General features: G+C 51.9%; 13 protein-coding genes. 3 read left to right on the top strand and 10 right to left on the bottom strand.

The window, feature by feature from the left end:
* Positions 1 to 198: 198 nt before the first annotated feature.
* Entirely contained in the window at positions 199 to 1,941 is a 1,743-nt protein-coding gene (locus tag ACQKPA_RS16900; RefSeq protein ID WP_427493751.1) for a dipeptide ABC transporter ATP-binding protein, read from the bottom strand.
* A gap of 147 nt (positions 1,942 to 2,088) precedes the next feature.
* On the opposite strand from ACQKPA_RS16900, the gene ACQKPA_RS16895 reads away from it, so the two are divergent.
* The 3 genes from ACQKPA_RS16895 (at position 2,089) to ACQKPA_RS16885 (ending at position 6,953) form a co-directional block, all read left to right on the top strand.
* Positions 2,089 to 3,531 carry an ABC transporter permease gene (locus ACQKPA_RS16895; protein WP_427493750.1) on the top strand — a complete coding sequence of 481 codons (1,443 nt, stop codon included), beginning with the start codon at positions 2,089 to 2,091 and terminating at the stop codon, positions 3,529 to 3,531.
* A 13-nt stretch (positions 3,532 to 3,544) separates the two neighbouring features.
* On the top strand, positions 3,545 to 5,053 hold the full coding sequence (locus tag ACQKPA_RS16890; RefSeq protein ID WP_427493749.1) for an ABC transporter permease: 1,509 nt from the start codon (positions 3,545 to 3,547) through the stop codon (positions 5,051 to 5,053).
* 79 nt (positions 5,054 to 5,132) lie between these two features.
* Complete coding sequence (locus ACQKPA_RS16885; RefSeq protein ID WP_427493748.1) at positions 5,133 to 6,953, top strand: ABC transporter substrate-binding protein; 1,821 nt, start codon at positions 5,133 to 5,135, stop codon at positions 6,951 to 6,953.
* Between the two features lie 353 nt (positions 6,954 to 7,306).
* Here ACQKPA_RS16885 and ACQKPA_RS16880 read toward each other — a convergent pair whose 3' ends face one another.
* From ACQKPA_RS16880 to ACQKPA_RS16840, 9 genes are all read right to left on the bottom strand, one after another.
* Positions 7,307 to 7,849: an alpha/beta fold hydrolase gene (locus ACQKPA_RS16880; protein WP_427493747.1), complete on the bottom strand. Its 543-nt coding sequence runs from the start codon at positions 7,847 to 7,849 to the stop codon at positions 7,307 to 7,309.
* 340 nt (positions 7,850 to 8,189) lie between these two features.
* Positions 8,190 to 10,748 (bottom strand): beta-mannosidase, encoded by a 2,559-nt coding sequence (locus tag ACQKPA_RS16875; RefSeq protein WP_427493746.1) that lies wholly within the window; start codon positions 10,746 to 10,748, stop codon positions 8,190 to 8,192.
* Between the two features lie 151 nt (positions 10,749 to 10,899).
* Positions 10,900 to 11,916, bottom strand: coding sequence for a glycosyl hydrolase (locus tag ACQKPA_RS16870; protein ID WP_427493745.1), 1,017 nt, complete (start codon positions 11,914 to 11,916; stop codon positions 10,900 to 10,902).
* A 269-nt stretch (positions 11,917 to 12,185) separates the two neighbouring features.
* Positions 12,186 to 13,181 (bottom strand): carbohydrate ABC transporter permease, encoded by a 996-nt coding sequence (locus ACQKPA_RS16865; protein WP_427493744.1) that lies wholly within the window; start codon positions 13,179 to 13,181, stop codon positions 12,186 to 12,188.
* 43 nt (positions 13,182 to 13,224) lie between these two features.
* Positions 13,225 to 14,124: a carbohydrate ABC transporter permease gene (locus ACQKPA_RS16860; RefSeq protein WP_427493743.1), complete on the bottom strand. Its 900-nt coding sequence runs from the start codon at positions 14,122 to 14,124 to the stop codon at positions 13,225 to 13,227.
* Positions 14,121 to 16,697 carry a DUF5696 domain-containing protein gene (locus tag ACQKPA_RS16855; RefSeq protein WP_427493742.1) on the bottom strand — a complete coding sequence of 859 codons (2,577 nt, stop codon included), beginning with the start codon at positions 16,695 to 16,697 and terminating at the stop codon, positions 14,121 to 14,123. Before ACQKPA_RS16855 ends, ACQKPA_RS16860 begins: the two co-directional genes overlap by 4 nt.
* A gap of 14 nt (positions 16,698 to 16,711) precedes the next feature.
* Entirely contained in the window at positions 16,712 to 17,332 is a 621-nt protein-coding gene (locus tag ACQKPA_RS16850) for a YIP1 family protein (protein ID WP_427493741.1), read from the bottom strand.
* On the bottom strand, positions 17,313 to 18,773 hold the full coding sequence (locus ACQKPA_RS16845) for a gluconolactonase (RefSeq protein WP_427493740.1): 1,461 nt from the start codon (positions 18,771 to 18,773) through the stop codon (positions 17,313 to 17,315). Before ACQKPA_RS16845 ends, ACQKPA_RS16850 begins: the two co-directional genes overlap by 20 nt.
* A gap of 10 nt (positions 18,774 to 18,783) precedes the next feature.
* On the bottom strand, positions 18,784 to 19,695 hold the full coding sequence (locus ACQKPA_RS16840) for a carbohydrate ABC transporter permease (RefSeq protein WP_427493739.1): 912 nt from the start codon (positions 19,693 to 19,695) through the stop codon (positions 18,784 to 18,786).
* Between the last annotated feature and the right edge of the window lie 4 nt (positions 19,696 to 19,699).

Genomic DNA, 19,699 nt, shown 5'->3' with positions numbered 1-19,699 from the left:
AATCGTTGATTTATGAGCGAATTTTTTGGCACGGCCCGTTGGAAGAGAAAAACGTGTATCGACGTATATTCTCAGGAGACAGACCGCTTTAAGCGGAAGCTTTTCTTGCGAGATCAGGATGGTAAGCCTCTAAGTTTATTCTTATTTCCTCATATAAAAACCCGCCCCAAAGTCGGGACAGGTTCTGTTATGGTTCCATTAAGCTCCGGTTGGCATGGCCACCCAATGGCCTTCCGATACTTCCACAAGCTCCGAATGCTCGAGGTTATATTTGTCCTCACCGGTGCGCTCTTCCAGCAGTACCCGTTTCTTCTTGGATTCGATCTTCGGATCGGGTACCGGAATCGCCGCAAGTAAGGACTTCGTATAATCATGCTGCGGATTGGAGTACAGCTCTTCGCTTTCAGCAAGCTCCACGATTTTGCCCATATACATAACGGCAACGCGGTCACTGATATGCTTCACCATCGACAGGTCGTGCGCAATAAACAGATAGGTCAAGCCCAGACGATGCTGCAGCTCCTCCAGCAGCTTCACGATCTGCGATTGGATCGACACGTCGAGCGCGGAGAGCGGCTCGTCGCACACGATGAATTTCGGCTCCACCGCAAGCGCCCGGGCAATCCCGATTCGCTGGCGCTGACCGCCGGAGAATTCATGCGGATAGCGCGTGGCATAGGCCGGATCCAATCCGACCATATCCAGCAGCTCCTCGACCCGTTTTTTCCGCTCCTGCTTACTGCCGGTCAATTTGTGAACATCGAGCGCTTCGCCGATAATGTCCACCACCTTCAATCTCGGATTGAGCGAGGCATATGGATCCTGGAAAATCATCTGCATATGGCGCCGCATAGCCTTCATTTCCGAAGTAGAAAGGCGATTTACGGACATTCCTTGATACAGCACTTCTCCGCCGGTTGGCTGGTGAAGGCGAAGGATGGCTCGTCCCGTCGTCGATTTTCCGCTGCCGGATTCCCCGACAACCCCGAGCGTTTCCCCAGCCTGAATGTGAAAACTGATATCATTCACCGCTTTAAGCACATTACCTTTACCCATATCAAAATACTGCTTCAAGGACTTAACCTCTAACAGAGGTCCCTTGTAATCCGTGCTTGGCACGATGATCGGCGCCGGCTTGGCTTTCTTCTTCTCGTCCAGACGTGGAAGCGCGTTTAACAGCTTCAAAGTATAGGGATGCTGAGGATTCTCGAAGATTTCCTCCGTCGTTCCCGTTTCGACGATCACGCCGTCCTTCATCACCGCCACGCGGTCGCACATGCCTGCGACAACGCCGAGGTCATGCGTGATCAATATAATGGAAGAACCGAAGCGCTCCTGCATATTTTTCATCAGATTGAGGATCTGGGCCTGAATCGTTACGTCAAGCGCCGTTGTAGGTTCGTCCGCGATCAGCAGCGCAGGTCTGCACGCCAGCGCGATGGCGATCATGACCCGTTGCCGCATGCCCCCCGAGAACTCGTGCGGGTACTGGTTATAACGCGCTTCACTGTTCGGTATGCCGACCAGCTTCAGCATCTCAAGCGCCTGCTGCTTCGCTTCCTGCTTGGACAGCTTCTGGTGTTTCACCAGGCTCTCCGATATTTGCTCCCCGATTCGGATCGTCGGATTAAGCGAGGTCATCGGATCCTGAAAAATCATCCCGATATCGCGTCCGCGGATGCTCTCCATCTCTTTCTCGGTTTTCTCCGCCAGGTTCTGGCCAAGGAACAGGATCTCCCCATCCTTCATATAAGAAGGCGGGGAAGGCAGCAGCCGCATGACCGAGCGGGCCGTGACGCTTTTGCCGCTCCCGGATTCTCCAACGATCCCGAGAGTCTCCCCTTTCTTCACTTCAAAACTGACCCCACGCACCGCGTGAAATTCTGAATCACGGGATTGAAAGGCTACACTCAAATTTTTAACCTGCAATATCGGTTCCAACTCTGCTCACCTGCCATTATGCATTTATGTCATTAAAGTAATATGATCTACAACTCTTATAATCTATTGACTTTTAAAATAGGCTAAAATAAAATATACTATATCACTCGGAATAATGCAATTTGAAACAAGGAGGAAAGGCAGCTTATGGGGGGGACAGAAGCAGCAAGACCAAACAGACTCATAGGTTTGATTAGCAGCACATACAGTAAGATCCTTCTGAATCCTTCTTATAGATACTTACTATTATTATTGGGAGCGCCCGTGAATCTCGTGGTCTTCCTATTTTATTTGGTTCAGAGAAATAAGGACGACTACGCGGCGGCTGAGAACCGCATACGCAGCGAGATGCTGGCTGCCGGATATCTGGAGGCCCTTCGCTCCGAGATGATGGAGCAGCAGAAGCGCAAGCACGACTTTTTCAAGCAAAAAGTCAATGAGGGGCAGCTCCGGCAGGAAGTCGACAATATCGTAGAAGCAAGGTTCCGGGAAGTCCTTAAGGAACGGACTGTCAGGGAACTGAAACTGAACAACCGAAAACGGTTGACCATGGCCGATACGTTTGGTTCTCTCATCGAGAATCCGTTGTTCTTCATTATATCACTTATTCCGGGCTTGCTGATGTACATCCTTATTTTTTTGTACAGCAACCCTTACCTGAAATATATTCTGGAGAGACTCGTGATGACGGTCTTCGTTATCTTCGGGGTAGCGGTGCTCGTCTTTACGATTCTCCACTTGTCGCCGTTCAACCCTGCAGCCAATATTCTGGGCGAGACGGCAACGCCGGAACAGATCGCGGCTTTTAACAAAATGCACGGACTGGATCAGGGCTATCTCACGCAGCTGTGGAACAACATTAAAGGAATCGCCTACTTCGATCTCGGCAAATCCTTCTCGGGCAATGAAGAGATTACTACAAGCATCGCCAGAAAGTTCCCGATTACGCTGACGCTTACGGTCATTTCCCTGATTATCGCGATTGTGATCGCATTGCCGATCGGGATTATCTCGGCTACGAGACCGAATTCGTTTTTTGATTATACGTTTATGTTTATCGCGCTGATCGGGTTGTCCATTCCAAACTTCTGGCAGGGACTAATCTTCATCCTGAATTTCTCGATCAAGCTGCAGTGGCTCCCCGCCACCTTTAATCCGGAGAACTGGTTGTCCATGGTCATGCCGGTGATCGTGCTCGGTACAGGACTTACCGCTTCGGTAGCGAGAATGACGCGCTCCTCTACGCTGGAGGTTATTAATGAAGATTACATGATCACAGCCAGAGCGAAGGGGCTCAGCAAGGGCACCATTCTGATGAAGCATGCTGTCCGCAACGCCATCATTCCGATCATTACGGTCATCGGACTTCAGTTCGGCGGAATGCTCGGCGGCTCTGCCGTTACGGAGAAGGTATTCAACATCAGCGGAATCGGCAGCTACATCGTCGATAAACAATTCATCCCTGACATCCCGGCCATTATGGGCGGCGTGGTTTACACCGCCATCACCATATCGCTGGTGAACGTCATCATTGATATTTTGTACGCGTTCTTCGATCCACGGATCAGATCCAAGATGAAACAATACTAAAGCAGGTGTACTCATGATCAAGAAGCTTCTTTCTAAACAAGAAACCAAACACCAGCTGAAATCCTCACACGAGTACAGTCAAGCCAGCTTCACATGGGTTATTTCTTTGACCTTAACGGTGATCCTGCTTCTGAACAGCTTTGATTTCACTGGGGGAACCATTAAACCGTGGGTGTTCACCGCCTTTGCGGTATATGCATTGTTTACCATCATTCAGATTATCATTACGCTGTTGATCCGAAGAGATCTTCAAAGCCAGGGAGAAATCCGGCGCTCAACGAGGATCCTGGGTTACATTCAGCTGCTGAGTATTGTCACGGGAAATCTGTTTACCGTCACTTTCGGTTTCAATCTGATTAAAAAGCAGAAGCCTCCTGAATATACGATTGCCGTCTACATGCTGTTAACCCAGCTGTTTGTCATCGCGATATCGGCGCTGAACCTGTTCAAGCCTTACGTCTCGAATACGTTCCTTCCGGCGATGGCCGTGCTTATGGTTATTGCCGTCATTCAGCTGATCGCGCTTATACTCGTTGCCAGGTACGTCAAAGCGAATTATACGCATCCCGCATTGACCTGGCTTGCCTTTCCGGTCATTCTGACTGCGGTAACGGGCAATATTTTTGCTCTGGTGCTCGGCATCAACCTGCTTGCGAAGATACGCAAGAACGGCAATCCGGCGATGACCCGCTGGGGCGATGTATGGGTGAAGCTTACGGCCAACTCGACAGCCATGTCCGGACTGTTCTTTGTAATCTTCCTGTTCTGTCTGTCGGTAACCAGTTTGTTTACCTTCGATTACAGCATTGCGATCGATAACAACTATAGCGCCATCCTGCAGCCGCCAAGCCTTGTGTACCCTTTTGGTACGGACAACTTCGGCCGGGATTTGTTCTCCCGAATCGTATTTGGAGCCCGAATCTCGCTGATCGTCGGATTTGCCTCTACGGCGATCCCGGTTGTCATCGGCGGTGTTCTCGGTGCCATCTCGGGCTACTATGGCCGCCATACCGATAACATCATCATGCGTTTACTGGATGTGCTGTACGCCATTCCGGGCATCTTACTCGCTATTGCGATCATTGCTGCATTCGGAGCCAACACTGTCAACCTTATCCTGGCACTCAGCGTAGGCGCAATACCGACCTATGCGAGAACCATGAGGGCGAACGTGCTCCTGGTCTCCACCTTTGAATATGTCGATGCGGCCAGAGCTTTCGGCTCCAGCAATTTTTCGATTATATTCAAGCATATCGTTCCTAACTCGCTTGCACCCATGATTGTCAAATCCACGCTTACCATCGGTGCAGCCGTCATCTCGACGAGCAGCTTGAGTTATCTGGGTCTCGGCGTTGAGCCGCACATCCCGGAATGGGGGAATATCCTGAAGATCGGAAGCACGTATCTTGAGACGCATTCCTACTTGGCCATTTATCCGGGTCTAGCCATCATCGCGCTTGTCCTGTCCTTCAACTTCCTTGGCGACGGACTGCGGGATGCCCTGGATCCTAAGCTGGATTAATGCTTTACGTGCCCCTGGCACACTAACTATCGGTTTCAAAAAATATTATATATATATACAACTCAGGAGGGTATCACTAATGAAAAAGAGTTCCTTGCTGTTACTGTTTCTCTCGCTAGTCATCGTACTGGCCGGATGCAACGTAACAACCAAAGATGATGCACAGCAAAATCAGCAAGAACCAGCGGATACAGCCACGGATACATCTGCTGTTAATATTGAGCTGCTTGGCATGAGCTCTAACGAATCGGATGTCAACATCATTCGCGACCAGCTCACAAAGAACGGCTTCAACGTGAAGCTGAATCTGCAGCCGGACTACGGCAGCTTCAAGGCACAGCAGGATGCCGGCAACTACGACATCGCGCTGTCCAGCTGGACTACCGTTACGGGTAACCCTGACTATGCCGTTCGTTCCCTGTTCAAAACCGGCGGCGACTACAGCATCCTGTCCGACGAAGAAGTGGACAAGCTGATCGACCAAGCGGCTACACAAACGCCAGAAGACGCTGTTGAAACTTACAAGCAGCTGGAGCAACGTCTCGTAACGGACAAAGCTTATATCGCTCCATTGTACATTTCCTTGAAGAGCCAAGCGTTCAACAAGGATGTCCTGGACGAGAATTCCGTCCGTCTTTCGAAATCCCGTTCCCTTCCTTGGGAAGCCGTTGATTTCAAAGACCAATCCAAGCGTGCTACGCAGCCGCTGATTCTGTCCCAATCAATCTCTGAACTGACTTCTCTTGATCCAATCAAGGGTAATGACGGTTCCATCAACATCATCAACACCAACATGAACGTACGTCTGATCAACCTGACCGATGATGACAAGATCACATCCGAAGGATCGCTGTCTTATAACCATGCCATTGGCGAAGGCAACTCGGAGTATTACTTCATTCTTAGAGACGACATTAACTTTGCTAAAATCACGAACAAAAAAGCTGAAGATTCCGGCGAGCGCGTAGGCGCCGACGATGTCATCTTCTCCATGAACAGAGCCAAAGACAAAAATTCGGTACCGGATCATCGTACCTACACGCTTCACGAGCACATCAATACGGTTGAAGCTGTAACGGATTTGAGCGCACTGGAGAACACCAAAGTATCCGGCGGCAGCGAAAGCGTCAAGGATGCTCTGGAAGCCGGCTTGGATACCAAGATCACTTCTCTCGTCGATGACAAGAATCAAGCAAGCACCAAAGACGGTAAGTACCAAGTCATTAAATTGACGACCACCGAGCCGTTCCCGCAAGTATTGAACTACCTGGCTCACCAATCGGCCGGTATCGTATCGAAGAAACAAGTGGAATCCATTAACACGTATGACGTTGAGAAATTCGATGTGAACAAAGACATCCCTTACGGTGACCAAAACACGGTAACCGAAGGCGACAAATACAACAATACGCTGTATGCCAGCGGTCCGTACATCCTGTCTTCCAAAACGGACTATGAAGCCACCTTCTTCAAAAACCCTGGCTACATGAAGGGCACGGAGCACGAACCGAAAATCGAGCAAGTGAAAGTTCGCTTTATCAAGGATGCGGACAGCACGCTCTCCGCACTGCGCAGCGGCGAAATTCACCTGTACTACGGCGTCCCTGAAACGAAATACGATGTGGTTAAAGGCGACAGCAAGCTGAAGCTGCAAACGATCGAGAGCAACGCCGTATCCTACTTGCTGTTCAACACGAAGAACCGTGATGTGGCAACAAGCGATGATCTGAGAAGAGCGGTGCTCTACTCCATCAACCAGGATGAGATTTTGACTTACTACAACAATAACAAAATCAAAGCCTACTCCACCGTCAGCCCAATCGTAAAAACCGGCAACGAGCTGGTGGCCGATCCGGCGAAGGTGAAGGAATTCTTGAACGCATATAAAGGGAGCAAGTAAAAAAGAGGACGACATTAGCGAAAAGCTGATGTCGTCTTTTTTTGATGCGAGGTTTATATGGACGGCCGCTTAACTTCTGGGTGGCTCCCATAGCATCGCAATGGGGGTAGTTCTTTGCATCGCTCCGCATGCGGATGATTCTTCCGATCTCTGTTGCCCCCAGATTTCCATGAATGGATTTTCTAAATGTAGAAATCCGGTGGCAAAGGAGCCCGCTTCGCTTCTCCAGAATCATTCCGCCTTCTCCGCTGAAGTCTGGCATGGACGGGCTGACTTTGGAAGCATAGTCGAAGTTGCTTTTTAAAGACCAAAAGGACGAATGATTAGCCACGCGCAGCTAATGTCGTCCTTTTTTATATACGCTTGATATCATCTACAAGCTCGGGCAAGCCCTCTCGGAAGTAATGATCCTCGCCCTCGTATGTCCGGGTGACGGCCTGGGGAAGCTGCTTTGCGTAGTGCTGAACGTGCGCGAAGGGTACTACTGGATCTTGACGGCTGTGATATAGAAATAGGTTCGGTATAAACGGTAGCTTGGATGCAAAAGATTTCGGCAGCGCAAATTCTTCGTTCTGCCAATCGCCGTCCTTGCCCCAATAGGGGGCTGCGATCAAGAACAGTCCAGAGATGGTTCGCTTGCAGCCTTCTTCCGAGAGATATTTCAGCAGCACCGAGCCGCCTAGGGAATGGCCTACGAGGGTAACCTCCTCATCCAGTCCCTCGATTTCACTGGCTAACTGCGCTTTCCACAGAGCGTAATCCGAATCCGGCATGCCGGGAGATAAGACATGATAAGCTTCACCCAGCTGATCTTGTAAATGGGCGATCAATCCGCTGCTTCCTTGGCGAAGGCCTTGCGGGCCGGCACTATGAATGAACAAAACTTGTTTTTTCAAGATCTGGCCTCCTTTCCGATCTTTGCTTATGGGTATGAGCATGTCCAACAGGATTTGATTTGTACCAACCTAGAATAACTGATAGCAGCGTGCCGGACTTCTTTTCGTTTGCTGACATCCGACCCCATGCGACCCGTATCAGAAACCCTTGGCATACCCTTGATCACATAGAGGTATTGTGATCAAGGTGTCGAACCCCCGGGATCCCCCGCTTATGATGAAGCCAACAAAGAAATGGTTAGCATCAAATTCATGGCTCCATTAAAGACAAACAAAGCCGCCCCTTCCACCAGAATTGGTGGAAGGGGCGGCTCTTTTTAGCGAATGGTTGCACGATGAATTAAACCGCCAGCACCATCGCCGGGTCAATACAATCGGCCATGGACCGAACCTCGACCTGGCCCGGCTTGCCAAGTACGAATGCCTGCTCTCCGTTATCTCGGCAGCTGAAGGAAACCGTCATTGGGATGCCCGGAATCAGGTCGAAGAAGTTATCGCTGTAGAAGCCTTCCGCTTCCGAGGACAGCCATACGTGGCGGGCAAGCACGTTGCTCTCCAGCACAAACGTCGTGCCGTCGCTTCCCTCGACTTCTTTTATGCTGATGGTCGGGCTGTGCAGACGAAGATGCTTGTCATTCACGAAATAGAATGTTTTACTGTCAATCACGTCTTCATCCTGAAGAAATTGCGCCAGGAGCACGACCTCGGATGCATCATGTCCGCCAAGAAGCTCATCGGCCACCGCGCGGAATACGACGAGTGACGCTTGCTCTTCCGCACGGATCGGCTGCTCGGATATATAGAGCTCTTTTCCGTTAAAATCGAATAACTGAATCTTCAGCGTGCCCTGAACCGCTTCTGAAATATCGGATATGAGATGGACGATGATCTCTTGTTCCTTGGACTCGATCGACAGACTCACATCCCGGAAACTGCGCTTGGCCACATATTGCAGCGCCTTCCATCTGCCGAGATAATCCATGCCCGCCCACGAAGCGACCGGCCAGCAGTCATTCATCTGCCAGTACAGCGTGCCCATGCAGTACGGTTTGTTGCGGCGATGGGCTTCAATCGCCATCTTCATTGCTTCGGCCTGCTGAATTTGGCTCATATGCAGGAAAGCTTCAAAATCCTTCGGCTCATTATAATATTGATCCATGTAAGTCTTGATCAAGCGATTGCCGGCACCGTTCTTCTGGTGCGCCAGCATAACCGTCGACTCCAGCTCCATATCGCCGTCTTCGGCGTAGGTACGGACCGTCTTCGGTTCCGGGAAGGACTGGAATCCGTATTCACTCATGAACCGGCCGACATAAACATTATAGTTATCAAACGGCTCCGTATTATGCCATACGCCCCAGTAATGGATATCTCCGCTCGTTGTGGACGGATTGGCATGCTGGTCCTTATCATGGCTGAGCGATACCAACGGGGATGATGGCCAATACTCCGCTCCAGGTGCATAACCGGTTACAGCCTCAGGCAGAATTTCGTGGAATACCTTTTCGTAGTCGCTCCAGATCTTCTCACGGAGTTCCTCGGTATAATCCTGCTTCCAGCCCCAGCCGCCTTTCTCTTCATAATGCGCCCATGCAGAATCAATCTCGTTGTTGCCACACCAGAGCACGATGCTCGGATGATTCCGCAGACGGACCAGGTTCTCCTCCGCTTCCAGCCGCACGTTCTCCAGAAACGCCTCGTCGCCTGGATACATGCTGCAAGCGAACATGAAATCCTGCCATACCATGATTCCATATTCATCACACAGATCGTAGAACACGTCCTCTTCATAAATACCGCCACCCCATACGCGCAGCATGTTCATGTTCGATTCCGCCGCGGATGCGATTTCGTGACGGTAGCGCTCTGCCGTCACTTCCGTAATGAAGCTGTCATTCGGGATATGGTTCGCCCCCTTGGCAAACACAGGCGTGCCGTTGAGCTCAATGTAGAAGGAAGTGCCGCGACTATCCTGTTCCCGAACCAGCTTCACGCTGCGCAGACCGGTTCTAACCTTTTTCTCTGCAACGACACGTTCCGCTTCCAACAGCTCGGCATGGAACGAATACAGATGAGCCTCGCCCAGGCCGCGGCACCACCACAGCTTCGGCTCCACAATCGCAAGATTTAATTCAACCGAGTGGCGGCCTTCTTCAAGCTGTACGTGCTGTTCCCAAACCTGGCTGCCTGCGGTTACGCGCAGCACCCCTTGCCAAGGTTGTCCCGCTTCGATTGCAGCTACCGCCGTAACCCTAGCCATGTCAGCCGTAACCTCATCCTGACGGATGAACAAGTCATCGATTCGCACCTCCGACCAAGCCTCAATCCGGGCTTCACGCCAGATTCCGCTGGTCACAAACCGCGGTCCCCAATCCCAGCCGTAATGATAAGGCGCTTTCCGGGCAAAAATACTCACTTTCTGGTCGCCCATCCCGCCAACCTCGGACTGGTCATTCGAAGCAGGCAGCGGATATCCGAGCTTCTCAAGCTTCGGCAGATCCTCCTGGATCGGAGAACGGAAGCGGATCTTAATCACATTTCCTGAATCCTTGAGCTGCGATTTCACATCGATCCGCCATGAACGGAACATATTATCCGCGGAAAGCACCTTCGTTCCGTTCACGAATACGTCCGCGTAGGTATCCAGGCCGTCAAATACGAGTTCAATGCGGGATTGGGCGCTCAGATTCGGACCCAGATCAAATGTCGTCTCATACTCCCAATCCTTCTTGTCGATCCACTGCAGGTCATGCTCATTCGTTCCGTAGAAGGGATCCGGGATTTTGTCATTTTTCAGCAGATCCGTATGTACGCAGCCCGGCACCTGGGCCGGAAGCCACTCGGATTCGTCGCACGCTTTGAATTTCCATTGGTTTAAGGTCATAACGTTATTATTCATGATAGTAGTCTCTCCATCTCTATATATTTATTTGATGCGGATCGGGTCATATTCCATACAGATATGGCTTCTCCGCGCATCAGCTTGATCTCCACTCTATGCTTAGGTTAACTGCGAGCTTATGCTTGCATCCCTGTCAGATGCAAGCCGCTCAGCCTTTTAAATCCGGAAGCTCATCCAGTGTGACCGTAAACGGATGATGATAGGTACGGATCAGCTGCTGCTCATCCGTATACTCTTCTGAATACCTCCGTTTAATTCCTTCTTCTGTGAACACGAAGTTTCCATACCACGTGCAATTCCATGCCCACGGGCATCCGTCCTCCAGCATGAGATCGGGGTCGGGAATGACACCGTTCTCGGTCAGCGCAATGATTTTTGCCGTATCCGTATACGATAAAGCCGTGCGGAACCGCTCGGATTGCGAACCGTAATCCCGGGCAGGCGGGTAAATGTCCTCTCCGATGATATCGACGTAAGAATCGCCCGGATACCAATCCTTGTGCTGCCCGTTCCATACCCAGATCAGGTTGTTCAATTCGTGGTGATATGTCATGCGCTCGTACATCAGCTTCCAAAGCGCGATGCAAGGCTCGGGGCCTTTCGCTCCCCACCAGAACCAACCGCCCGATGCCTCGTGAAGCGGTCTCCACAGCACCGGAATGCCGGCATCCTGCAGATGCTTGAGCTCGGCAGCGATCGCATCGATATCCCGGATGATAAGGCCGTACTCTTCCGATGATGGCTCCGCCATTGCCCGTGCGATATCAAAGGTTGTCGCATTGGTATAAAAGCCTCGGCCCCAGGTCCGATCCGGCGGCAAATCCACTAAATCCTTCGGGGCGTTCCAGTGCCAGCAGAAGGTCACGATCCCGCCGCGATTCCACCACTTTATCGCCAGATCCGTGTCCTGACACTCGGCTCCGCGCTCCACCCGTGAAGGGGAGTAATTCATAAAATCGAATCCGCCGACGGCAGGGTATTTTCCCGTGACCTCGTGGATCATATCGAACTCCGGCGTGGATACAACACCAATCTGCTGCCCTGTCAGCATCCGTTTGCCGTAGATGCTGCACAAATACCCCATTAACCGTTTGGCCTGATCGGAAGCGGCCGGGTTGATCAGGTTCGGCTGGACCTCAAAGCGGGTGCTGCTTGCTTTTGTCATGCGATTCACTCCTGTCCTGTAATTGCCGTATGGATGAAAGATCCTACAGATTTCCTTCATCCGTCATACAAATGGCACAGCCCGATTCCTGCGGCATACCTATCAGACAAGCACAAAACCTGTCTCACGCACCGCGCTTATCCTGCGACACGGCATCTCTCCTGCATCATGGCATCCATCCTGCAACATGACATCTATCCTGTAACATAACGTCAATCCTGTAACACGACATCTATCCTGCGACATAACCACCTGTCCTGCAGCAGCCACTACCCGACAACACCGGTACGCTCCACGCTCTCCACAAAATGGCGCTGCACAAACAAATACAATCCGATGAGCGGCAGAATGGCCAACAATATCCCCGTGTCCACTACGAGTGCCACATAGTTCGGATCGGCTTTGGCTGATGAACCGAGTCCCATCAGCGCCGGGAGAAACTGGTTCGCGTCCGCGGGCAGGGAAGCGATCTTCAGCGGCATCAGCGACTGCTCGCTCATAAAGAGCGAGGTGTAGAAGGTGTCGTTATACTGCCAGACGAACGAGAACAGGGTCACCGTAATGAGCGGCGGAATCGCATTGGGCAGCATGATTGCAAAAAACGTCTTAATCCCGCCTGCACCGTCAATCAACGCCGCTTCCTCAATCTCCTTCGGGAGCCCCCGGAAAAATTGACGGAAGATATAAATGAATAGTCCGGCCTTAAGCCCGGTGGCCGTTGCCGAAGTAATGATCGATGGCCAGTAGCTGTTCAGCAGGTTGATGCCTTCTTTTCCTGTAAATAAGTGAACCAGCCCCAGAATATCGAAGCTGCGAAAATGCAAATACATCGGTACCATCAGCGTGCTCATGGGGATCAGAATCGTCAGCACCACCAGGCCGAACAGCAGGTTGCTGCCCGGAAAGGTGAACCGGGCAAAGCCATACCCGGCAAGCGCGGTCGACATCGTGGTCAGCAGCATCGTGATGAATACGTAAATCATCGTGTTCAGCAGCAGCGGCCAATAATCCAGCAAATCGAGCACGATCTTGAAATTATCCAATGTGAAATGCACCGGAATCATATAAATCGTTGGATTATAAATATCCTGTTTGTCTTTGAACGCGACAGAGAACTTGGAGATGATCGGATAGATGATGATAAATGTAATGCCGATGATCAGCAGGTAGCGGAACACCGCCCACAGAATAGGCAGCGCCTTGTTCTTGAACCGGTTCATTCGTTCCTGAGCCGTTTCGTCCGAGCGATCCCGAATCGATGCCATACGGACCTCCTTTTTTCCTGTACCGTCAGGAATCTCTTAGCCATTAGTTTTGATAAAAGGTTTTCCTTGAGACGATGATCCCCATAATAATCAGCAGCAAGCTGATAACGATGGTATACAGCCAAGCCATCGCGGCACTGAGCCCGAAATTCTGCGTTTTGAAAGCCGTCTCATAAATCGTTCGGGTCACGGTGCTGTCCGCGAACGAATCGATGATGGTATAAATCATGTTTGTCAGGATGAGCGGACTCACCATCGGAAAGGTGATTTTCCAGAACGATTCATAAGCGGTAGCCCCTTCGATCTTCGCGACCTCGTACATTGAACCTGGGACGGCCTGCAGGGCGGCAAGAAAGATCAGAATCTGAACGCCCGAGCTGCTGATAATATCGTAGATCCTCATGACGGCCCCGATAATATACTCGGTTACGGTAATAGGGAACCCGGCCTCGGTTAAGATGCGCACCATCGAGAGCACATTAAATTGCCCGGAAGCTTGCCCGAGCTCCTCCGCCACCGTGGCGTTTCCGACCAGATTGATCAGACCCGAGGTTTCCGCTGCCGAAATCGCCCCGGATGCCAGAATGACCGGCAGGAAGAAAATCGCCCTGGCCAGGGCTCGCCCCTTGAATTTCTGATTCAGCAGAATGGCTGAGAACAGACTGAAGAACAAGATAAGCGGAACATCCACCACCATGCCCAGAATCGATTCCGTTAAGATCCGATTGAAATTCGCGTCCACGAACAGCGCGGTGTTGAAATTGTTCCATCCAACCGGATCCAGCTCATAACCCGTAGGGGAAATGCTCAATTTACTGAAGCTGAACAGAATGGACTGGAACAGAGGCCCCGCAAACAAAAAGATGAAGCCGATCAGCCATGGCGCGATAAAGAGGAGGCCGAGCATGGATCTTTTCTGGGTCAGGGACAATCTCATTTTCATGCCCGGTCACCCCCTACAGCATAATTTTGCGGTTCCACAAGGATCCCGTTAACCTCGACCGCCTGATCGGTATAATTGATCAGAATCGAGGCGCCGTTCTCGTACCTCACTTCAACCACCCCGTCGGCATGCCGCTTATGCTCCAGCATCCGCTGTGTCCGGAACGGTGCCAGCACCTCATTCAGCTCTTGGTACAATGAAACCGCCTCGTCGAACCAGTCCTTGTAGTGCGTGGAGTACATGTCATCGAATCGCGTGTACTTCAGTTTCGAGCTTTGTTCATAAGACCACAGGAAGTGCGGAGCCGATCCGAACTCCAGCGACTGCAGGAGCTGCTTGCGCAAATTTTGCTCATTCAGGTTATTGACCGCTGCCCCCGCATAATCCAGGTATCCGTGAATGACCATTTGATAGAACGGCACTACTTCATCCGTCAGCCCGAATCCGCTGCTCGACGCCGGCGCATCGATCACGTGGTCGGCGTATGCCCAGCTGTAAGCATTGGCGCCGGAAACCATCGTGTCCGGGTATGCCTCATGCAGCTTCTTCAGCTGATCGGTCACGATAGACTTAGCGGTTTCACGGAAAATAACCCGCTGCACCCGGTAATCGGAGCTTAGAACATCGCCCAAATCCCGCAATGACACGGCCCCAATGTCATACCGCTCATATTGCCCCGCAAATTTGTCCACGTAATAGGGCAGCTTCGCCGGCGACATCAAGTTGTACGTACCATAGTAGGAATCCATCCGGTTCGTGTTCCGGTCATACGGATGTAGCTCTGCCGTTTCCCTGGTCACAAAACGGGAGGCATCGGATGACGGCGTAAACGCCCCATCGTCATGGTAGACGTGCTGGAAGGCAACGTCCGGGTACAAACCGCCGCCGGAATCCTTCAATTGCTTGGACAGGGCCTTCAGCTCCGAGGCGTTCCCAACCACGCGATCGGTCTTTACCTTCACCGGGGTCTTGTGATGAACGCCTTTGCCGAACCATCCGAGATAGCGCATTCGGAGATTGGTGATGCCTTCTCCATTCAGAAGAGCGGCGATCTCGCCTGCCTGCTCAAAGGTGGTCATCGAGTCGACGGCATCATAAGGTACGCCCAGAAAGGATTTCCGTTTATCCACGCTTCCCAGCATATCGAGATAGAACGGGATGCTCTTCGCTTCTTCCAGGGGAGCCAGCTTGTTATCTTCCACGAGTGTTTCCTGATACAAGCGGGCCATGCCTGAGTAGCTGGCATCCTCGCCTTCAAGGAAGCTGTATCTTACCGAGAGGTTCCCGGTATACAGCTTATCGTTCAAGAGCTGAATCTCCTGAATCGTGCTGCCGGTATACAGCTCCAGCATATCCTCGCCCCGCACGGCAAAGCTGCTGAATACATGATTGTACGAGTTCTGCTTCCCGCCGATGTCGGCGGACACACTCGCAATGGCATCGCCTTCTTCAATTACGGCAAACCAGGCGCGGTCACCGCTCTTCATTCCGAACACGGGCATCCGTGCCTGCTCGGCCACTTGCCCGCGGCTGCCGCTGTTGTTATTCGGATCTGTGCCGTATATACGCTGCACATACTGCTCTTCCTTCACTTTGCCGTTATTCAGCTTAATCAGGCTGCCGCTTCCATCCGGCACCAGCATATATCCCTGATCCTTCGTGCCTGCCGCGCCGAAATAGCGGAGCAGCTCCACGCTGCGCAAACGGTGATTCTCGCTTTCCGTTACCTGGTCAAGCGGTACCGAAACGACGAGCGAATCCTCCTCCAGCCGGTATTCCAGCGGAACCTTGAACTGCGGTTTCGAAGAGGCGCTTGCTGCGGCTCCCCCACCCGCCTCGTTATCAAAGGCAAGATCCTCTGCGGTGTAGCCGGCCTGCTCGAACGCCCCCAGCATTTTTTTCAGCACCAGCTCTTTCTTGATCTGGTCATCCAGGCGCTCCAGCATACCAGGGTCATCTTTCAAAGGGTAATACCTCGCTTGCACGTACTTGGCCAGCGATTCATCCAGCTTACTGATAACCTTCTCCTGCAATCTTTCCTGCGAGATGTATTTCGGCAACGCATCGATCCCGAGCGATACATCACCCAGCGTATACGTGACCCGGATTCCGTTGTCCAAGCTTTCCGCTGTGAAATTCTTGTTCATGACACTCCACGTGTAATTCGGGTAGGTTTCAAGCGTACCGATTTGATCTCGGAACGTCAGCGTCAACTGCGAAGATAACACCTCTTTCTCATAAGGCGAGGCAATTCCGTCCTCCATCCGGTCTGACGGATTGCTGTACCATACCGTATCGCTCCGCTTATCCCGTACCGCCACCTCGGTGGTTTCCGGGTGATAGTACAGGGCAAGCGCGTCCGTCTCCGCTACCAGATGCATGCCCGGCATGCCGCCTGTCGTATCGTTCAGGGGGGAGAGCTCGCTGCCCTGCGCCGGCTCGGCCGCCGCGGTACGGTAAGCAGCCACGTCCACCGCCGGTGCTCCACGGTTCACGTAGATCAGAAAGCCCGCAGCAATGCACGTTATAACGGTACATGCAAGCACCGTGTACAGCCATTTTCTTTTTTTCACGGTTGCGGCCTCCTCTATTGCCTGAATATGATCTCTCGGTAAACGTTCACAACGAACGTGTAAATCTGCTGCATCATGCTCAGAACCAGCGTGCCCAGAAATACGATAATGCCCATCACGATCAGACTCAGAAAAATCGTTACGATCGTTTTGCTAGCCGAGTACTGATGAACCGTCATCGTGCCGACAAAGAGCAGCCCGATAAACCAGATCGCAGCGACCGTCGTAAGCAGATAGTAGAACACGGTCTCTTCCTGGACCATGTAACGGCTCGCCAGCGTCATGGGCGGGTAAATCAGGACCATCGGAATCAAGGCATAGGCACTTGCCATGACGATTTCTTTAAACTTCCCTTCCCCGCCCATGAGCGTGGTGACCGACCAGTTGGACACACACCACAGGAAGAACGGGAGCACGATATAAATCAGTTCGTCGATGCTGCTCAGCGTCCTCGGATCATTGTAATTGACAAGAAATCCCGCATACTGCCGCTGCAAAATCATGGCTATAACCACCAACAGCAGTACGGAATAAGCAACTCCGAGCCGTCCCCTGTTCTCATACTTCAGGTCCCAATACCCGTCGAAGGGATGAACGATCAAATGAAGGGGGAATTTAAGATAATCCTGCTTCATGCTCTGCCCTCCTCTGCTTTCGGTATCTTACCGTTCTATAGACCGCGTAGAGCAGCACTACCCCGGTTCCAGCCGATAAAAAGGTGCCGAAATGCTCCTTCATAACCTCTCTGCGATATCGTTTATAGGCAACGGAATAATTCTTGCGGTCCATGCCCAGCTCAAAATATCGAAGGGCTTCCTTGTTCTCCCCCTTCATGAGCTTCGCTTTTCCGATGCCGATATAAGCAATATCATAGTTGGCATTGAGCTGAAGCACGCGCTCCCAGTACCTTTCTGCCTCCGCATCTTCCCCCCTGTAATGATGGCGGACAGCAAGGTTAACCTGCTTCCCGAACTCCGTCGGCTCGAACATGACGATGGCTGCCTTTCCCCGGTCCAGGACAAGCGGATGATCTCCAAGCTGTTCAATCGCCACCGGTGTCTTAAACACCCCCATCTGATTCCCGATACCGCCGTAGACGTACAACAGATTCCCGGTCTCGTCATAAGTGAATACGCGTCCCTGGGTAGAATCCAGTGCGCTGTATATCCCGTCGCCAAGCACTTTAATATCAACGAACTTGGAAGGGCCTACCGTTGTCCGATAATAAATATCCCCGGCAACCGGAAAGTAGCCAAAGCGTTTCAGCACATCCTCACCTGACGGATTGAGACGTTTAATCGGTTCTTTGGATCCGACATCGATATTCGTGGCATAGACAAACCCTTTGCCGTCAATATCCAGATTGGAGAATTCAGTCGGAATGAACAGTCTCATCTGGGCTTTCTGGGCTTTTGTTGATACTAACCGCCAGAAATAATCCCCATAATCGCGTTTCACCTTAATCGTTCCGACGAAGCCGAGAAAGGCGCCGTCCTCCTCAAACTGCATAATGCCTTCGTAAACGCCGCGGGCCACAACGAATATCCGTTTGGCTTCATCGACCGTCACCTTTAGCGGGATGAATTGAAAGCCTTGAGGCAGAACATCCGACTCCGGCTGCTCAATGATTCGCACAAGCGACCCTTCCGCCGTCAGCACGACAACCCGCTGATTCTCCGTATCCGCAACATAGATTTGCTCGTCGCCGTCAATGAAAATGCCGGAAGGATTGGCAAAGCCGTCCTCTTTTCCTTCATTATTAAAAGAATCAATCACCCGGATCACGTTCCACGTTTCGTCCAGGCAAACAATTCGCTTGTTGCCGCTGTCCAGCACATAGATATTTCCGGCCCCTGACACATGCATATCGCTGGGGTCCTGAAACTCTCCGATGCCCAGGTCCTTCCCCGTGACGGAGCGCACCGGCATATAGGCCGCAGGCACGGCAACGGTTTCTTCCCAATAGTTGTAGATATAGCTCTCATACGGAGCACTAGCGGAGACGCTCCCCGGCACCAGGCCGGTTAGCAGCAGGGAGACCGCCGCGAGAGATAGCAACCATTTTTTCGCTGACATATGATCCCCCCTAATCCTTCATCCCGGATGTGGCCATCGTCTCGATAATCCGGCTCTGCGAGAACAGAAAGAGAACAATCGGCACACTCATCAGGATGACTGCCACAGCTGCGCCTGCGCCGGCCCGGGAAATGCCGCCCAGAATGATCTGATTGGATGCATAGTGCAGGGTCTTAAGCTGCTCGCTATAAATAAAGCCGTTGCCGTCGGTCCCCCACAGGATCTGGAACAGCAGTATGATCAGCGTAAGCCACGCCGGTTTCACGTTTGGCATCACGATGGACCAGAAAATCCGGTAGTCGCTGGCTCCGTCGATCTTGGCCGCTTCAAGTAAAGCATCCGGAATTTGCTCCATGAACTGCTTCATCAGGTATAGGCCGAGCGAATAACCGAATGCCGGTATAATGACGGCCCAGTAAGTGTCGATCAAGCCAAGCCACGACAGAATCATATAGTTCGGCGTTGCCGTAACGACCGGCGTAAACATCAGGGACAACACCACGATTTGGAACAGGAAAACCTTGCCCGGAAACTTGTGCTTGGCCAGCGGATAAGCCGCGGCGGACGCAAAGATCACGTGGCCCACAATGCCGACGCCGGTAATGAAGACGGTATTGAAGATGTACCGCGAGAACGGTACCCAGGATTGACCGAGCAGATTGATCAAATCGGAAAAGTTATTCCACGTGGGATTGCGGACAAACAGCGTCGGCGGGAACAGGAAAATCTCGTCCAGCGGCTTGAACGCATTGTTGATGGCGTACACCAAGGGGAGTGCCATGAAAGCGCCGAACACCGCCAGCAGTGCAAACAGGGAGAAGGTGCCCATGAAAGACCGGTTTACCCGTTTGCTGCGAGCGTTCAGCCTTATGTTCAGCAAGCGGCCGCCCCGTTTTTTCGGAAGTTCGTATGTAGCTCTCATGCGT

Source organism: Paenibacillus sp. NPDC093718 (assembly GCF_050279985.1).
Taxonomy (GTDB): domain Bacteria; phylum Bacillota; class Bacilli; order Paenibacillales; family Paenibacillaceae; genus Paenibacillus_AQ.
This window is presented reverse-complemented; position numbering and strand designations above follow the sequence as displayed.